15 protein-coding genes are annotated in these 17,015 nt (G+C 36.7%); 4 read left to right on the plus strand and 11 right to left on the minus strand.

Annotation, left to right across the window (positions count from 1 at the left end; all coding sequences use genetic code 11):
• Positions 1 to 75: 75 nt before the first annotated feature.
• Together AAEU29_RS13045 and AAEU29_RS13050 are read left to right on the plus strand one after the other, a co-directional pair.
• The gene (locus AAEU29_RS13045) at positions 76 to 204 is read left to right on the plus strand and encodes a hypothetical protein (protein ID WP_421973756.1); all 129 of its coding nucleotides are present in this window, start codon (positions 76 to 78) and stop codon (positions 202 to 204) included.
• A 153-nt stretch (positions 205 to 357) separates the two neighbouring features.
• Entirely contained in the window at positions 358 to 630 is a 273-nt protein-coding gene (locus AAEU29_RS13050) for an HU family DNA-binding protein (RefSeq protein WP_010559147.1), read from the plus strand.
• Between the two features lie 77 nt (positions 631 to 707).
• On the opposite strand, the gene ilvN is transcribed toward AAEU29_RS13050, so the two are convergent.
• The 9 genes from ilvN to AAEU29_RS13095 form a co-directional block, all read right to left on the minus strand.
• Positions 708 to 1,208: an acetolactate synthase small subunit gene (gene ilvN, locus AAEU29_RS13055; protein ID WP_421973757.1), complete on the minus strand. Its 501-nt coding sequence runs from the start codon at positions 1,206 to 1,208 to the stop codon at positions 708 to 710.
• Positions 1,208 to 2,932: an acetolactate synthase 3 large subunit gene (locus AAEU29_RS13060; RefSeq protein ID WP_421973758.1), complete on the minus strand. Its 1,725-nt coding sequence runs from the start codon at positions 2,930 to 2,932 to the stop codon at positions 1,208 to 1,210. Before AAEU29_RS13060 ends, ilvN begins: the two co-directional genes overlap by 1 nt.
• A 403-nt stretch (positions 2,933 to 3,335) precedes the next feature.
• Positions 3,336 to 5,390: a S9 family peptidase gene (locus AAEU29_RS13065; RefSeq protein ID WP_421973759.1), complete on the minus strand. Its 2,055-nt coding sequence runs from the start codon at positions 5,388 to 5,390 to the stop codon at positions 3,336 to 3,338.
• A 102-nt stretch (positions 5,391 to 5,492) separates the two neighbouring features.
• Positions 5,493 to 6,500 carry an isocitrate dehydrogenase gene (locus AAEU29_RS13070; protein WP_421973760.1) on the minus strand — a complete coding sequence of 336 codons (1,008 nt, stop codon included), beginning with the start codon at positions 6,498 to 6,500 and terminating at the stop codon, positions 5,493 to 5,495.
• A 189-nt stretch (positions 6,501 to 6,689) separates the two neighbouring features.
• Complete coding sequence (locus tag AAEU29_RS13075) at positions 6,690 to 8,321, minus strand: hypothetical protein (protein ID WP_421973761.1); 1,632 nt, start codon at positions 8,319 to 8,321, stop codon at positions 6,690 to 6,692.
• A gap of 20 nt (positions 8,322 to 8,341) precedes the next feature.
• Positions 8,342 to 8,725, minus strand: a complete 384-nt coding sequence (locus tag AAEU29_RS13080; RefSeq protein WP_274760400.1) for a DUF3192 domain-containing protein — start codon at positions 8,723 to 8,725, stop codon at positions 8,342 to 8,344.
• Positions 8,718 to 9,515: a flap endonuclease Xni gene (xni, locus tag AAEU29_RS13085; RefSeq protein WP_421973762.1), complete on the minus strand. Its 798-nt coding sequence runs from the start codon at positions 9,513 to 9,515 to the stop codon at positions 8,718 to 8,720. The genes AAEU29_RS13080 and xni overlap by 8 nt, the downstream gene beginning before the upstream one ends.
• A gap of 98 nt (positions 9,516 to 9,613) precedes the next feature.
• Positions 9,614 to 10,966: a nucleotide 5'-monophosphate nucleosidase PpnN gene (gene ppnN, locus AAEU29_RS13090; protein WP_421973763.1), complete on the minus strand. Its 1,353-nt coding sequence runs from the start codon at positions 10,964 to 10,966 to the stop codon at positions 9,614 to 9,616.
• Between the two features lie 103 nt (positions 10,967 to 11,069).
• Complete coding sequence (locus AAEU29_RS13095) at positions 11,070 to 12,605, minus strand: diguanylate cyclase (protein ID WP_421973764.1); 1,536 nt, start codon at positions 12,603 to 12,605, stop codon at positions 11,070 to 11,072.
• A gap of 176 nt (positions 12,606 to 12,781) precedes the next feature.
• Here AAEU29_RS13095 and AAEU29_RS13100 point away from each other — a divergent pair, with 176 nt between their 5' ends.
• Both AAEU29_RS13100 and AAEU29_RS13105 read left to right on the plus strand, forming a co-directional pair.
• Positions 12,782 to 14,566: a M61 family metallopeptidase gene (locus AAEU29_RS13100; RefSeq protein ID WP_421973765.1), complete on the plus strand. Its 1,785-nt coding sequence runs from the start codon at positions 12,782 to 12,784 to the stop codon at positions 14,564 to 14,566.
• 122 nt (positions 14,567 to 14,688) lie between these two features.
• Positions 14,689 to 15,726: a S1C family serine protease gene (locus AAEU29_RS13105; protein WP_421973766.1), complete on the plus strand. Its 1,038-nt coding sequence runs from the start codon at positions 14,689 to 14,691 to the stop codon at positions 15,724 to 15,726.
• Positions 15,727 to 15,918: 192 nt separating this feature from the next.
• On the opposite strand, the gene AAEU29_RS13110 is transcribed toward AAEU29_RS13105, so the two are convergent.
• A complete protein-coding gene (locus AAEU29_RS13110; RefSeq protein WP_421973767.1) occupies positions 15,919 to 16,389 on the minus strand; it encodes an outer membrane lipoprotein in 471 nt (156 codons plus the stop codon).
• 7 nt (positions 16,390 to 16,396) lie between these two features.
• Positions 16,397 to 16,996: a penicillin-binding protein activator LpoB gene (gene lpoB, locus AAEU29_RS13115; RefSeq protein WP_421973768.1), complete on the minus strand. Its 600-nt coding sequence runs from the start codon at positions 16,994 to 16,996 to the stop codon at positions 16,397 to 16,399.
• Positions 16,997 to 17,015: the final 19 nt, after the last annotated feature.

Below are 17,015 nucleotides of genomic sequence, written 5' to 3' on the forward strand. Positions count from 1 at the left end.
ATTCAAATAAACACAACCTTTTTTGATCTATTCACGACTAATAGAGTAAATCGTTATTATAAATGGGATGATAAAATGGACTTAAATTACTTTCTTGCAAATTACGGCGACTTACTTAGCCTGCTTTTATCACCTGTTGCAAGTCTATGGCTGTGCTTTTTAGCAATTCAATTAGTCGTTAAGCCAGAGCAACAGGCACTTTAAGCTAATAATTTAAAACAGATCATTAAATTACTAACTTAAAATCAAATTTTTTAGATTTTTTGCTTAAAAAATGACAAATACGTATTGCCAAGCCTGAAAAAATGCATAACTATAGGGTCTGCAAAGGCAAAATAATAAAGATAGGAATCTATAATGAACAAAGCACAATTAGTTGAAAAAATCGCTGCAGACGCAGAAATTTCTAAAGCAGCAGCAGCTCGCGCTCTAGACGCATTCACTGGTGCAGTGTCTACATCATTAAAAGACGGTAACTCTGTAGCACTAGTTGGTTTCGGTACTTTTTCTGTAAAAGCTCGTGCAGCACGTACAGGTCGTAACCCACAAACAGGTGAAGAAATTCAAATCGCTGCTGCTAATATCCCTACTTTCAAAGCAGGTAAAGGTCTTAAAGACAGCGTTAACTAATTTGTAAAGTTATCATCCCAATAACTTTTAAAAAGGAGCTTATAGCTCCTTTTTTATTGTTTATAGAAAGGCGTTACCTATTTTGGACGTAACGCTTTATCTCCTCGGCTTAAACCAACAGCACCAGAGCGCACAACTTCTATTACTTCTGTTTCGTTTTTTAATGTATCAATGAATGACGCTAGCTTATCAACTGCTCCAACAAGTTGCAGTGTATAAGTGGTTTTGCCCATATCGAGTATTGAAGCACCAAATATATCGACAACACGTGTAACTGCTGCACGGTTTTTCTCTTCGTGTGCCATTACTTTAACAAGCAAAAGTTCACGTTCAATGTGACTAGCGTCACTTAAATCTATTACTTTATGAACATCAACAAGTTTGTTTACTTGTTTTGTTATTTGTTCAAGGATCCGGTCGTTGCCTGTTGTAGTAATAGTAATGCGTGATAGTGAATCATCATCTGTAGGGCCCACAGTCAAACTATCAATGTTATAGGCTCGTTGAGAAAATAAACCAACAATACGCGACAACGCACCAGGCTCATTTTCTAATAGGATACTTAAAATATGACGCATTATGCTTTTACTCCTTTTTTAAGCCACATCTCATCAACAGAACCATGACGAATTTGCATTGGGTAAACATGTTCGGTTTCATCAACGTTTATGTCGATAAATACAAGTCTGTCTTTATAAGAGAACGCTTCGTTTAATTTTTCTTCTAGTTCTGAAGGGTGATCAATGCGAATGCCGATATGGCCATAGCTTTCAGCTAATTTTACAAAATCAGGCAATGACTCCATGTAAGAGCATGAATGACGGCCTGCATAAATCATATCTTGCCATTGACGAACCATACCCAAAGATCGGTTGTTTAATGAAACAATTTTAATTGGTAGACCATATTGCATACAGGTGGATAGTTCTTGAATATTCATTTGAATAGAACCGTCACCCGTTACACAAACGGATTCCTTATCAGGAAAAGCGAGCTTTACACCCATCGCTGCAGGGAAACCAAAGCCCATAGTGCCAAGGCCACCTGAATTGATCCATTGACGAGGTTTATCAAATGGATAATATTGCGCTGCAAACATTTGGTGCTGACCTACGTCAGAACTAATGTAAGCTTCACCATTTGTTACTTTATATAAAGCTTGAATTGCCGCCTGCGGTTTGATTTTCTTAGAGTCAGTGTCATAGCTTAAGCAGCGTTGTTCACGCCAGTTATTAATTTGTCGCCACCAATCCTCTTGTGATGCGCGATCAATTTGGATATCACTTTTAGATATAGCCGTAAGTAATTGGTCAAAAACAGTTGCTAAATCACCAACAACAGGAATATGACAGTGAATTGTTTTTGATATTGATGTTGGATCTACATCAACTTGAACAATCGTTGCATTAGGGCAGAATTTTTTCACATTATTGGTTACACGATCATCAAATCGTGCACCTAAAGCAAGAATAACATCAGCATTTGCCATTGCTTTGTTAGCTTCTAAATTACCGTGCATACCAAGCATACCGATAAAATTAGGATGTGTGCCGGAAATGCCACCCAAACCCATCAATGTGTTCGTACAAGGGGCGTTTAGTGTTTCAACTAAATTTGTTAGTTGCTCTGATGTATCTGATAAAACAACACCGCCACCAGAATAAATAACTAAGCGTTTTGCGTTTAAAATTGCATTAGCCGCTTTTTTAATTTGTTTAGGATGCCCTTTAGTATTTGGGCTATAAGAGCGCATTGAAATATCGTCAGGCATTACATAATCAAAGGCAAGCGCTGGGTTAAGGATATCTTTTGGTAATTCAACTACTACTGGACCTGGGCGACCAGATGCAGCTAAATAAAACGCTTTTGCTAAAGTTTCCGGAATTTTTTCAGCATCGCGGCAGTTAAAGCTGTGTTTTACGATTGGGCGAGAGCAGCCTACAATATCAGTCTCTTGGAATGCATCGTCACCAATTAAATTGGTGGGCACTTGCCCAGATAGTACAACCATAGGAATTGAATCCATATACGCTGTTGCAATGCCCGTTACACAGTTAGTAGCACCAGGGCCTGATGTTGCAAGTACAACACCTACATCACCCGTTGCACGTGCGTAACCATCCGCCATGTGTGTTGCAGCTTGTTCGTGACGCACCAGAATATGGTCAAGTTCATTTTCTGCAAAAAGTGCATCATAAATATCGAGAACACTTCCACCTGGGTAGCCAAAAATATATTTAACCTTAAGGGCTTTTAACGCTTGTACAACAAGCTCAGCACCTGACATTTTATTACTGTCCATCCTCATTCCTCTGTGCAGTAGATAAAAAAAACCCCCGCTTTATTGCGGGGGTTTGTTAAATTCAATGTGACAAAATTAACTAATAACTCCCCGCTGGCGACTTAACTAAGACCAGGACGAAGACAGTTAGAAGTAGAAATAATGTCATTTAAATTTGCTCTAAAAAATTATTAACGTATTTGTATTATTTTTGTTAACTATTGTCAACGCTTAACACTTCAAAAAGCATAATTTATTTTGGAATAATCAAAATGCACGTAGTTTATGTTCGTTGAATAACTTTGTTTAGGGTTTTCTGAATTGAAAATGCTTTAAATTGAGATTGTATGCAAAATTTCGCGTAAGCAATATTAATAAAAAAAGGCCACTAGGGCCTTTATAATAAAGAAATTAAAATAAATATTTATTTAGTTTCTTCTTTTTTTGCTTTTAATTTTGCTGCATGGTCAATTTCATATGCTGGCATTTCAGTTTTGCCATCAAGTAAGTAATTATCCATCCAGCGCATTAAACGTAAACTGTAATCATATTTTGCAGCCATACGCTTATTGCCATGACCTTCACCTGGGTAGTAAATAAGGCGAACATCTTTGCCTTGCACTTTCATATAGCGGTAAAGTTCCATTGATTGTGCAGGGTGAACACGAGGATCATCTTTACCATGCATAATTAATAATGGTGTTTTAGACTGACCAGCCCAGTAAATTGGTGAGCGCTCTAAATACCATTGCCACTTATCCCAAGGATATGAACGTGCATGAACTAAATGCATTTCATTTGAAATATCGGTTGTACCAAATTTTGATAATTGGTTAGTTACACCTACAAACATAACTGATGTTGCAAAGTGTTCAGTTAGTTTTGTAGCAGCCCATGCAGATGCATAACCACCATATGAACCACCGGTGATACCAACACGTTTGGTATCAACTAAACCTTTATCAACAAGGTGTTGTTTAAAGCGCACAAGATCGTTGAACTCTTCACCTGCATAGTCATTTTGACCAAGCTTAGAGTAATCTACACCTTTACCAGTTGAACCACGGTAATTAGGGTAAAGTACGGCATATCCACGAGCTGCTGCCACCTGACCTGGACGAGAATAATTAGTTACCCAACCATCCTTATCATGACTCTCTGGACCACCATGTACTGACATGATTAATGGGTAACGAGTACCTTCTTGGTAATCTAATGGATAAACAAGTACACCATCTAAACGTGTACCATCTTGTGCATTAAAGGTGATGGTTTCTTGTTTAGCTAAACGTTTGTCACTTAACCAAGCATTTGAGTTAGACACGCGAATATCTTTTTTGCCGCGTAGCATAAATGCTTCAGTTGGATGTTTACGTGAGTGACCTGCAAATGCAACTGTCTTATCTGAGTCTGAAATTGATAAACGACCAGCAATTAATTTGCCACGTTTAAGTGTCGTTTTATACTTTGTTGATCCTGGTTTAATAGTGGCAATAAAGCTTTCAGTATCAATTTGTGCTACAAAATTCAACGTGTCTGACTTATTAGACCATTCGAAATCACTGACATGACCTTCGAAATTTGGTAGCCAATTTTCAATTTTGCCTGTTTTGGTATTCGCTATATATAAACGACCTGTCGCTGGATCGTGTTTGTCTTCAGCTCCTAGAATAGCAACAAAGTCACCGCTTGGTGAAAACTCAGCATCGCCTAATTTACCTTCTGTTGCAAATGACATAACTGTTTTTTGCTGTGCTAAATCATAAACGTGCCATGTAGATTTCATATACTTATCGTCGATAAGTGCAGAAGGCTGTGTTTTAACAAGCAACTGTTGAGCATCGCTTGACCAATTAACATCACTTACGTAAGTGTTTAGTGCCATTCCATCTAAAGTTAAAGCATCATCAGTTACTGCTAAATCAGTGATCATTAACTCTGAATTAGTAAGGCCAAGTTCATAGGTTTCAGCTTTAAAACCGAGTTCTTTTAATTTTTTATCAGATTTTGGTTTGGCAGGCTTTGCAATAATTGCAATCTTCTTATTATCAGGGCTTAAATCATATGAAGAAATTGAAGTGCCTTTAAGCGCGATAACTTTCTGCCATTGACCACCATCAACAGGAATACGGTAAAGCGATTTGAATTTGTCTTCTTTGAATTTTGCTAAGAAATAAACAAATTTACCATCAGCTGAATACTCTAGGCTTGAAATATTTACTTTACCCGTGATGAAAGGGCGTTCATTGCCTTTAGCATCAGTTAAGAAAAGTTCTGAATAATTAAAACCGTCTTTTTCAACATAAATTTCACGTGGCACTGAACGGGTAAATGCAACAGTATCGCCATTTGGGCTAATTACTGTTTGTCCTACAGATTGAATTTTAGTTAAATCTTCGAGTGTGAGTGTGTCATTAGCAATTGTTGCAGTTGCAGCCATGCTTAATGCAACAGTTAAAGCTGTTTTTATTAGTTTCATTGTGTCCTCGTTTACTGATTGTCAGCGAGAGTAGTCTAAAATGGCAGATTTAAAAGGCAAGAAAATGCGATAAAAAAAGGTGACTTACGTCACCTTTTTAAATTAAAGCGCTTCGATAACCGCTTGTGTGAAATCAGTTGTACCGTGGCTACCACCTAAATCACGGGTAGTACGATCACCTGTTTTAATAACATGTGCAATAGCATTTCTGATTCGCTCAGCTTTATCAGCTTCACCTAAATATTCAAGCATCTGAATAGACGCTAAAATTACAGAAGTTGGGTTTGCTAAATTTTTACCAGCAATATCTGGTGCGCTGCCGTGTACAGCTTCAAAAATAGCCGCATCTTTACCAATGTTAGCACCAGGCGCCATACCTAAACCACCTACAAGGCCAGCACATAAGTCAGAAAGAATGTCGCCAAATAGGTTAGTTGTAACCATTACATCGAATTCTTCAGGATTCATAACTAGCTTCATACATGTTGCATCAACAATCATTTCAGCAGATTCAATTTCAGGGTAACGCTCTGCAACTTCACGTGCTACTTTAAGGAAAAGACCTGACGTTGATTTAAGAATGTTGGCTTTGTGAACCGCTGTCACTTTTTTACGACCTTCACGCTTAGCAAGTTCGTATGCGAAAGTTACAATTTTTTCTGCACCTTCACGTGTGATTTTTGACATTGCTTCAGCTTCAGTACCATCTTCTGATACAACCTGACCTAAACCTGAGTACATACCTTGAGTATTTTCACGAATTGTAATGATATCGATATCATCGTAACGTGCTTTTGTACCTTCAAAAGATTTTACAGGACGAACATTTGCGTAAAGGTTAAACTTTTTACGTAACGTTACATTAATTGATGTAAAACCTTCACCAACAGGAGTTGTTAGTGGGCCTTTTAATGTAATTTTGTTGCGCTCGATTGCATCAAGTGTAGCTTGTGGTAGCAATTCACCTGTTTTTTCTAACGCAGTAAGACCTGCATCAACAAATTCGTATTCAAAATCGCAACCAACTGCATTTAGGATCTCAAGCGCAGAATCAATGATGCTTGGACCGATACCATCGCCTTTAATAACCGTAATGGTTTGCTTAGACATTAAATTTTCCTTTAACTGAAACATGACATCCGGCTGGATATCATTTTACGTGAGATTGTTTCGAACGAATATGACATTACTATTAACTGATTAGTTATTAATGCCATCTCGGATTATTATTCAACGGCTATTTATAGCAATTTTTAGTGGATTAATCCACAAAACACATAAAAATGACGGTATATGTTGCTATAAAAGCGGGTTAACAGGACTAAAGTCTAATAACTTGGCTAAATATTTATCTAAATCTTCTATGCCAAGCTGTTTTTGTGCAAATGTTAGTTGCTGTTTTTCATAGGCTGTTAATGTATTAAGTTGTTTACCTAGAAATACACAATTAAGTAAAACCATATGTAAATAGCATGCGCTATGTATAGAGCTTGCTTCGGTTAAATCAAACTTTGGCTGTGATATTTCATAAAACGGATTGCTTTGAACTTGTTCAGGTAAATCAATTTTATGCACACTATAAAAATTAACAGTGGTTGTAAGTAGATTTAAGCTTATGTTTGGTAAGGTGTTATTAATAGGTAATAACACCCCGTGAGGATAAATTTTAAACAAGAATGCTATGTACTTTAATGCAAAGTTAATTACTTTTTGGCAAGGGAAGTGAGGATCAACCGATTTATAACTTTCTATAAAGGTAATTAATAATTTAATGCGCGTGGCAACGCTTTGCCAATTGAGCTTTCCAATCGCATCAAGGCGCTGTACTAACTGTTGGTTTTCTAGTAAATCTGGAAGTTGTTCAACGCCAACAAGTGCAATTGCATGTCTAACATCGTTAATTTTAGAAGATGAAAAGCGTTCACTTAAATTAAAAATAAGCATTTGCGCATTTGGGTTTTTATTAAGCTCAGAAATGAGTTTTCCCATGCTGAAATACGCTGCTTTTCTGATGGTAATGAGGTCCTGACGAGAAAAATATTCATCGATAAAGGGTGGGCTAATAACCGGTAATAGTTGAGGTAGTTTTTCCCATAATTGATAGTAATCTGATGATTTAGCAAAGCTATTTTGAGGCGATTTGATTGCTTTAACTGTGTTTCTTACTTCAATAAATGCGCTATTGATAACGTGATAGCACAATAGTTTTTTTTCTGATACTGAACCCAACACAAGATACTCAGCACCTTCAAAATGAACATATTCACCAGGAATTGGCTGGTTAAACATATTTGCCATTAATGTTAGCAGGTTTTTCTCATAAGCATTAGCAAGTTTAAAATAGACCTTACTAATACACTGCTTAAATGAATGAGGTCGTTTTGATTTTGAGTGGGTGCTTCGCTTTGCAAGGGCAAAACTTAAACGTACGATGGCAGAATGCTGAGAGTAAACAGGGCGTTTTTTTATAATGTTTACCAACTCTGTTTGTACCAAAGGCAGCTGTGAAATATGCGACTTTAAAAAGGCATAACTTTGACGGAAACGTGCATGATAAGATTTACGTTGTTCAACAGTTAAAGTTTTTCCTGCACCTACCGTATTTAATTCTTCTCTTACTGAAACTAGCTGAGAAATAGCACTTTGTAATAATTTAACAGTCGCGATTCTATTTAAACCAATTAACTTTGCAAGTATACAGATTATAAAGCACTGTCGTTTAAGCAAATTTGTTGCATAATCAAAATTGCCATCATAAATTGCAAGGTCAGCAATCGCGACATGTTGATGTTGATGAAAGAAAGCTTCAAGTTGTGTAGCAGAATTGACTAATTGTGGGTAAGCAAGGTGCCATTGTTGTTTCGTTGAAAATAGTTGGAAGATCTTTTCAAAACTTTGACAGCATTCTTCTAATTTTTTAGCTATTGTCACTCACAAATCCGTTAAATATATTAATGCACTTTTTCATAGGCAATTTCTGCGCCAGGTCCCCATGCAACCAGTTGTTCATTCTTAAAGAACATCCCAGTACACTCATCTTTGGTAGTGATACCATCAGAATGTTCATGCTGAGTGCGATAATATATGATTTGGAAGACATCTTCACCTGAACGTTTTGCAAATGTTAGGTCAGGAGAGCCAAGATTATTGAATACTTGATCTAAAAATACGGGCGTATCAACTTTAAGTTTACTTAAATAGCGTTTGTTAAAAGACTCTCTATCTTGCCAATACATGCCTTGAGGATCATCTTTATAAAAATTTATAATTAGTCCAGCTGCAATTGCATAAACGCCCAGACCTAAGACTATGTATTTAAGTATTTTATTATTCATATTGGAAGCTCGGTAAACGTAATGCTTTTAGACTGAAACCAAGATGGATATCTTGACGCAAACTTACCAATAGCTTAGCACGAATATAATCTTCATGATTGCCATTCAACTTGTTGAAAACACGTTTTAACTCATCTGGCGGCGTTTCACAGTCAAGGGCATTTTGTACATTTTGAAATGTCGTTAAAAGATTTATCGCGCCTTGTTTCCCAATACCAGGTACACCTGGTATATCGTTAGTTTTATCGCCATTTAAAGCCCAAAAATCAACAAGCTGATGATGTTTGATAGAAAACTTAGTTACAACATCAGATGGGGTAATAAAAACACTTTTGAAATAGTCATAAACAAAGATGTGTTCATTTAAGAAAGGGAGAAACCCTTTATCAGTCGAAACAATCGTACTTTGTATGTTATTTTCTGATGCTTTTGAGGCGAGGGTAGCTATTACATCGTCTGCTTCATCATGCTCTGGTACATACACAGTTATACCAAGGTCTGAAAACGCTTTATAAATTTCAGGTAATGCCTTAGCAAGTTCAGATGGCATTGGTTTACGTGATTGTTTATAGCCAGAATAATAATGATAACGCCAGCTTTCTTCCCCATCAAAAACAGCTATGGCATGAGTTGCTTGGCTCTGCTTTAACAGTTTTCTTGTGGCATTTTGCACACGAAAGAAAGTATTTTTTATTGCAAGTTCAGGGCTATTACCTGATTGTTGACTATCTACAGCATAAATTCTACGAATTAAATTTAATGCATCAATTAACAGCAGATGTGTAGCCATGGATAACCTAACAACCTTAATGAATAGATGTCTTTTTATTTTGAATTAAATAAAAAGGCGCGATTAACGCGCCATTTTACATACTTTTAGCGAAAAACTTAAGTTTCAATCTTATAGCAGGGAGTATATACAGCACCTGGGAGCTTCATTCTTCCTTGAGCTACAAAAGCAGAAAGCAATTTATCCATCTTTAACATCAGCGACTTGTCGCCTGAAAGTGAAAATACCCCGTGACGCTTAATGGCTTTGATTCCTTCATCTTTTACATTACCAGCAACAATGCCTGAAAAAGCACGGCGCAAGTTAGCTGCGAGTTGTTCTTTCGGCTGGTTAATTTCTAGGTTTAAATTTGCCATATTTTCATGCGTAGGCATAAAAGGTAGCTGAAATTCAGGTTCAATTTTTAATGACCAATTATAATGGTAAGCATCTCCACGTTCTTTACGGTATTCGCGAACACTACTCATATTTTCGGTAAAATATTTCCCAACCGCTTCAGGATCATCAATAATCACCTTAAATTTAGCTAAAGCTTCATCCCCTAAAGTGTCTTTTACAAATTTTACGAGTTCATCAAAATATGCTCTTGCAGATTCAGGCCCAGTAAGCACAACGGGTAACACCTGTTTCGCGTTCTCAGGGTGAAGTAAAATGCCAAGTAAATATAACAGTTCTTCTGCGGTACCTGCGCCCCCAGGAAAAATGATAATACCGTGTGCTGTTCTCACAAATGCTTCTAAACGTTTTTCAATATCAGGCAATATGACTAGTTGATTTACGATAGGGTTAGGGGGCTCAGCCGCAATAATGCTTGGTTCAGTTAATCCTAAATAACGGCTTTGTGTAAAACGCTGTTTTGCGTGGCCAATTGTTGCCCCTTTCATAGGACCTTTCATTGCACCTGGGCCACATCCTGTACAAATGTTTAAATTTCGTAAGCCAAGTTGATAACCCACTTCTTTGGTATATTTATATTCTTCTTCTTTGATTGAATGTCCGCCCCAACACACAATCATATTTGGGTCTTCACTTGGCTTTAATACGCGTGCATTTCGTAGCATATCAAATACCACATGGGTTATATGAGACGAGCTAGTTAAGTTAATTTTACCGTCTTGGTATTTATCTTTAATAAACAGAATATCGCGAATTACAGCCAGCAAATGCTCATTAATACCAGTAATAATTTTACCATCAACAAAGGCATGTTCAGGTGGGTTAAGTAATTCCACTTTTATGCCTCTTTCACGGCATAGCAGGTTTATATCAAAATTTTTATATTTATCGTAAATTTCAACACTAGAGTCGGTATGACTGCCAACATTTAAAACGGCGAGCGAACAATTACGAAATAAGCGATACAGTTCGCTTGTGGAAGAGCGTTTAAGTGCTTCAACTTCTAGTTGAGAAAGTAAATCGAGCGCACCAGATGGATTGATCTGTACTTGCATAGGCGTCTCCTTGTACGTCTAAAACTAATTTAGAAATGTGCTTATTGATGGATTATCAATAAGCACTTAATTTAAATATAGTTTTTATCAGAGACTAAACAAGTTATTTTTTTAATACAATACGGTCTCGACCTGAGTTTTTAGCTTCATATAACGCTTCATCTGCGCGGTCAAAAGCCTCTTGCATCGAGTCACCTTCTCTTAATTGGGTTGCGCCAAAAGAAATAGTGATAGAAACCGATTTTTGTTTAAATTTAAATGGGATTGTTTTAATTGCACGACGCAATTTTTCAAGCGGTACGCTGATCTGTTCAAGTTTGCTATGTGGCATGATTAAAACAAATTCTTCACCGCCAAAACGAGCAATGAAATCAGTAACACGTATTGCCTTTTTAAGCGCTCTAGCTACGACTTGGAGAGTTTTGTCACCCGCACTATGACCATAGTTATCATTGATAAACTTAAAATGGTCAATGTCGGCAACTACGATACATAAATCATGACGATCGCGGTTGAATGTGTTGTATTCAAGGGCGTAACGTTCGTCAAACGCAGCACGATTGGGTAATTGTGTTAGGCTATCTTGTAAACTTTTAAAGCGCTGCTCAGCCAAGCGTTCTTGGTAATGTTCCGTTTCTTTCTCAAGCTTGTTAACACGTTCGCCCATGTCTTTTAAGGTTTTAACAAGTTCTTCGCGTTCTTGTTGTTCGAGCTTTTCTTTTTCAGCTAAATCACAGGTAAGTGATTCCATTTTTTCTGCAATTAATTGCTTTAGCGTATTGATGTTTTGAGCGGCGTCCACATCTTGGCTAATATTATTCATTTTTTGTTGGATTTGCTTATTTAAGCTTTCCATTTGTGAATTAATTTTACTAGAGCGCTTAACCGATTCCATTAAGCTTTCTTGCAATAAAGAGAGAGTCTCATTTATCGCAAATAGGAATTTTTGAGCTGAGGCGCGCTCTTGTGAAATTGTTTCAACAATAATACGAATAATTTCAACGCAGCATTCTAATAATACAGCTAGGTTAAAATCACTTGAAATTCGTTGTTTAATGGCATCAATGCGTTTTCCACTTTCACCTTCAAAAGCAAGCTCACTCATTAAATTTTGTAATTCTTGCGCAAGTTCTGGTGATTCAATGCTATTTGCAGGCGCATTACTTTCTGCTTTCTTCTCAAGTACCAAATGATAGATTTCAACTAGCCTTGTAAGAACGGGTATGAATTCAGTTGTTGCTTTTACGTTTTCTAAATCATTGGTTAGTAATACACGAAGATTACGACGCAGTTCGTCTGGTAAACCTTGGCGCTTTTGTAATTTTTTACCCGCAGTTTCAACACTTTGATGCAGTGCTTTTAGGTTGGTTTCTGCGCGATTTGCTTGATCTTTGAAAAGTTTAGAAATTTCTTCTAGTAGGGGGACAAGGTGCTCATAATCTACACCTTTTTGAATCGTACTGCGATACTTAGCAAGTCGATTATCTAATTCGAGATCTAATCCTTTACAAACGAGCGATAATTTAGCAATAAATTGTGTTAAATAGTCAATTTGAACTTTATATGCATGTTCGAGTTGTTTACGCCCTTTAATAGCCGAATCTAACTTCGTGCGTAGTATACTAACTTGCTGAGACACCGTGATTTTTACCTATTTCTTTTAAGCGCTTAAAGTTTATCTCAATGTACCACTAATTTCGACCCCAAATATCGCTATATTTAAGCATAGTTCTATTTACGAATTTAATCGCTAAAAGTAGCGCTCATTTGCTGAAATTGTTAGGGTTTATAAAATTTCACTTTATAAGTATCAGAATGAAATCTTATCTATCTCCAATTTTGCTATTAGCCACGAGCGCGTTTAGTTCAGTGTCTTTTGCTGATGTAAATTACCACCTTACTATTGAAAATGGCTCTCATCATATTGGCAAAGTTGATGTTATTTTTCCAAGCGGAAACAACACACTCGAAGTTTCTTTACCCTCTTGGCGCACAGGCCGTTATGAATTATTAGATATGGCCAATGGGATTCGTTTATTTGAAGCTAAAGATGATAAAGGCAATGCTTTAAACTGGCGTAAAATAGATTCAAACACATGGAAAATTGACGCTTTGCCAACTTCTAAAGTTACTATCTCTTATGAAGTTTATGCTAATGAATTAGCCATGCGTTCGCGTCATATTGATGACAGTCATGCCTTTATTGATGCCTCAGGTTTCTTTATGTTTTCAGAACAATACCGAGATGAAAATGTAACAGTTGATTTAAACGTGCCTGATAATTGGCGCAGTGTATCAGGTATGGAAAATGGGAAGCATGAGCACCAATTTGTTGCAAAAAACTATGATGTTTTAGTCGATTCACCGATTGAAACAGGCATCAACAAATTGTTCAAATGGCAAGTCGATGGCCGCGACTATGAACTTGTTATTTGGGGGGAGGGTAATTATGACACAGATAAAATGATTACTGACTTAAAAAAACTTGTGAAAACAGGCACAGATATTTGGCACGCTTATCCATATAGCCGCTATGTATTTATGGTGCATGCAACCAGTGGTGCACGTGGCGCTACTGAGCATTTAAATTCAACCATAATACAAAGGCAACGTGATTCCTTTTTTGAACGAGATGATTACATAGGTTTTATTACTACTGCATCTCATGAGTTTGTTCACACATGGAATATAAAAGGATATCGTCCAAAAGGGCTCACGCCTTATAATTATACAGACCATAATTACACCGATTTACTTTGGATTGCTGAAGGCTCAACAAGTTATTTTGATGATTTACTGCTTATTCGTGGCGGTATTATAACGCTTAAAGAGTATTTCAAAGGTCTATCAAAAAATATAAATAAACACCTTGAACGCCCTGGTAGAGAAATTCAATCGGCTGCAGACACTAGTTTTGATAAATGGATTAATCAAGGCGGCGATCATGATATTAATTATTCCACTAATATTTACAGCGAAGGGGCGCTTATTTCTTGGGCGCTTGATGCAAAATTAATTGAAGATAGTAAAGGAAAGGTAAGCTATCGCGACGTACATAAAACACTGTATAAAGACTTTCCATTGCCTAAAGGTTTCACAAATCAGGATGTTAAACAGATTTTAAAAACCGTATCAGGTAAAGACTACAATTCATGGTGGCAACAGAATGTTGATTCCCCAGCTGAACTTAATTTTGAACAGATGCTAAATACAGTTGGACTAGTTTTTGAATATCCTAAAGATGTTACCTTTGAAGCCCAAGCTGAAATGTCAGGTAAGTATGAAAATGGTCAATTATTTGTAGAACGCGTTAAGAGAAACGGTGCTGCATGGCAAGCTGGATTAACCACGGGTGATATTGTTATTGCGGTAAATGGTAAGCGTATTAGTGAATCATTTGATAAATACATTAAACGTTTTAACGCTGGCGAACAAATCGAAATCAGTTACTTCCGTCGTGATACTCTAAATACAACTCAACTTACATTGAGCGAAAAAGCAAACAAACCTAAAAACATACGTTTAGCGAAAAATCCATCACGTCGACAAAAAGCCTTATTCAAAGTTTGGCTAGGTGTTGATTACCCAAAAAGCCTTTAATTTTTTTGAGGTACTAACTCTGTGTTAGTACCTCTTCTTACACTTTAACTAAATTTTTTATTTACTTATCCTTGTTTAAAATAAAAAATATTAGCTAACTCAATACACATTAAGGAACAATAGTGTTAAAAAATTTACTCATCACCTTTCTTTTTATTCCTTTATCACTTGTTGCTAAGGATTACAGCTCCCTTTATAACAAACTTGATAAATCAGTCGTTATTATTTATTCAGACACCCAAGAGGTGCGTGCCGAAGCAAACCAGTTAGTCACTAAAACAGCAAGCAGCTTAGGAACTGGCACGCTAATTAATAAAGAGGGGTTAATTTTAACTGCTGCGCATGTTGTAAATAGTGCAGATGAGTTAACTGTTAATGTAAAAAACCGTGGTGAGTACAAAGCGAAGGTAATTGCTAGTTTTCAGGCTGCTGATATTGCGCTTATTAAATTAATCACAAATGACAAAAATTTCCCTTTCGTTAAATTAGGCGATTCAAATAAAGCCCAAATTGGCAATGAAGTATTTGTTATCGGCACTCCTTATGGGCTTGAGCATACTTTAACAGTGGGGCATTTAAGTGGTCGACGTATTCATCAACACCCAAGCTTTAACGAAATTGAATTTATTCAAACTGATGCTGCAATCAACCAAGGTAATTCAGGCGGGCCTCTATTTCTAGCCAGCGGCGAATTGATTGGGGTTGTAAGTTACATTCAGTCTCAATCTGGGGGAAATGAAGGTCTTGGTTTTGCGGCAAGTACCGCTATGGTAAAGAATATTTTAATCGACCAACCTATGGTCTGGTTTGGTATTGAATATAGCTTTTTAACTCCAGTAATGGCAGCAGCGCTAAATGTACCGCAAAGAGCAGGGCTTTTAATTGAAAAAGTGGCAACACAAAGTTTTGCTGAAAAACTTGGGTTAAAAGGTGGCGTTATTCCTGCTGTTATCGATGAAACACCGGTTATTTTAGGTGGCGATGTAATTTTAGCGATAGGACCACACATTTTAACAGGTGAAGAACAAAATTATTTGAACATTCTAAAATATACCAAATCACTTAAAGGCGGTGAGAAGATAAAGTTTAAAGTATTAAGAATGGGACATGAATTGGAATTGGAAGCCGAATTACCAAATGTTAAAATAAAACTACTTTAAACAGTTAAATACAGAAAAGAAGTGGTTAGCACTTTCTTTTCTGCTAGTTTGTACATATTATTAACCTTAGTTTAAAAGGAGTTTAACTATGGCCAAGTCAGCTGACAAAGGTACTTTACATAAAGATATTATTTTGTACTTTATTTTAGTGATTGCTATTGCTGCAATACCCGTGTTGTATTTTCAATTTATTCAATAAACAGTATCCACTCGAACACTACCGCCAACTAGGTAAACAATTCTAACACTGTTATCTTTATAAAATTGCATGTTGTGGTCGACATCTTGAACGACCATAACACGCTGTTTATCTTCGGTTAAAATGAATAATTCAATCAGTTGTAAGCGCTTTTCTTTATAGCGTGACGAGTGATTGTTAGCAATTGAAGCTCCAATTAAAGAGCCTAATACGGTAGCAGCAACTTGACCGCTACCATCACCAAATTGATTACCAATGACGCCGCCAATAACTGCACCACCAAAATGATGCCAACCTGCTGATTTATCGCGAACAAGCTCTGTTTCTGTAATTCTACGTACAGACTCAATCTTGCCATAAACGACTTTTTCAACAGGCACAGCTTTATTGCGTTCATATGCATCTACTGATGAACTTATAGTAAGCAAAAAAAATGAACAAATAATGACAAATATTCTTATCATCCTATATTTACCAGCCTATACGTTTCTTTTCACGATTTTTACGGATCTCAGTTTCATCGGCCCATTCTACTAATCCTGTTTTTAAATCCATCAAACGCATTGTAAATTTGTAATAAACATCTTGTTTATCTTTATTGAACTTAACGATACTTGAGAGATTGCCGTAAAGCATATATTCAGCACCTACATGTTGGCCAAATGCGATTGCTGAATTAGCGTCGACCATACCGCCGTCTTGTTGATAGGTTAATTGTTCGCGAGCAGCTTCAACGCGTGCCATATCAACAAAGCGTACGCTTCCCGAACGTAACAATTTAGTCGAAATAGAATCAGTAATTGATTCTGTATCGATATGTTCACTGGTTTTATTTTTAATTCTTTCAACAAAGAAAATAGGGCGGCCATTTTTACTAAACTCAGCCATAGCAGGTGAAACTAATAAAGAATCAGTCATCTCTGCAGCGACTTTTTGTAAATCGGTTGAACCAAAACCAATATCAACCGTTTCAACTTCGGTTGCATCTCCATATGTAACAACTTCACGGTTGGCACAACCTGTTAGTGTCAGCATTGTTAATATAGAGGTTGCTAATAGTGTCTTTTTCATAAAATACCTTCAAAATTTT

Source organism: Pseudoalteromonas aquimarina, assembly GCF_049257255.1.
Taxonomy (GTDB): Bacteria; Pseudomonadota; Gammaproteobacteria; order Enterobacterales; family Alteromonadaceae; genus Pseudoalteromonas.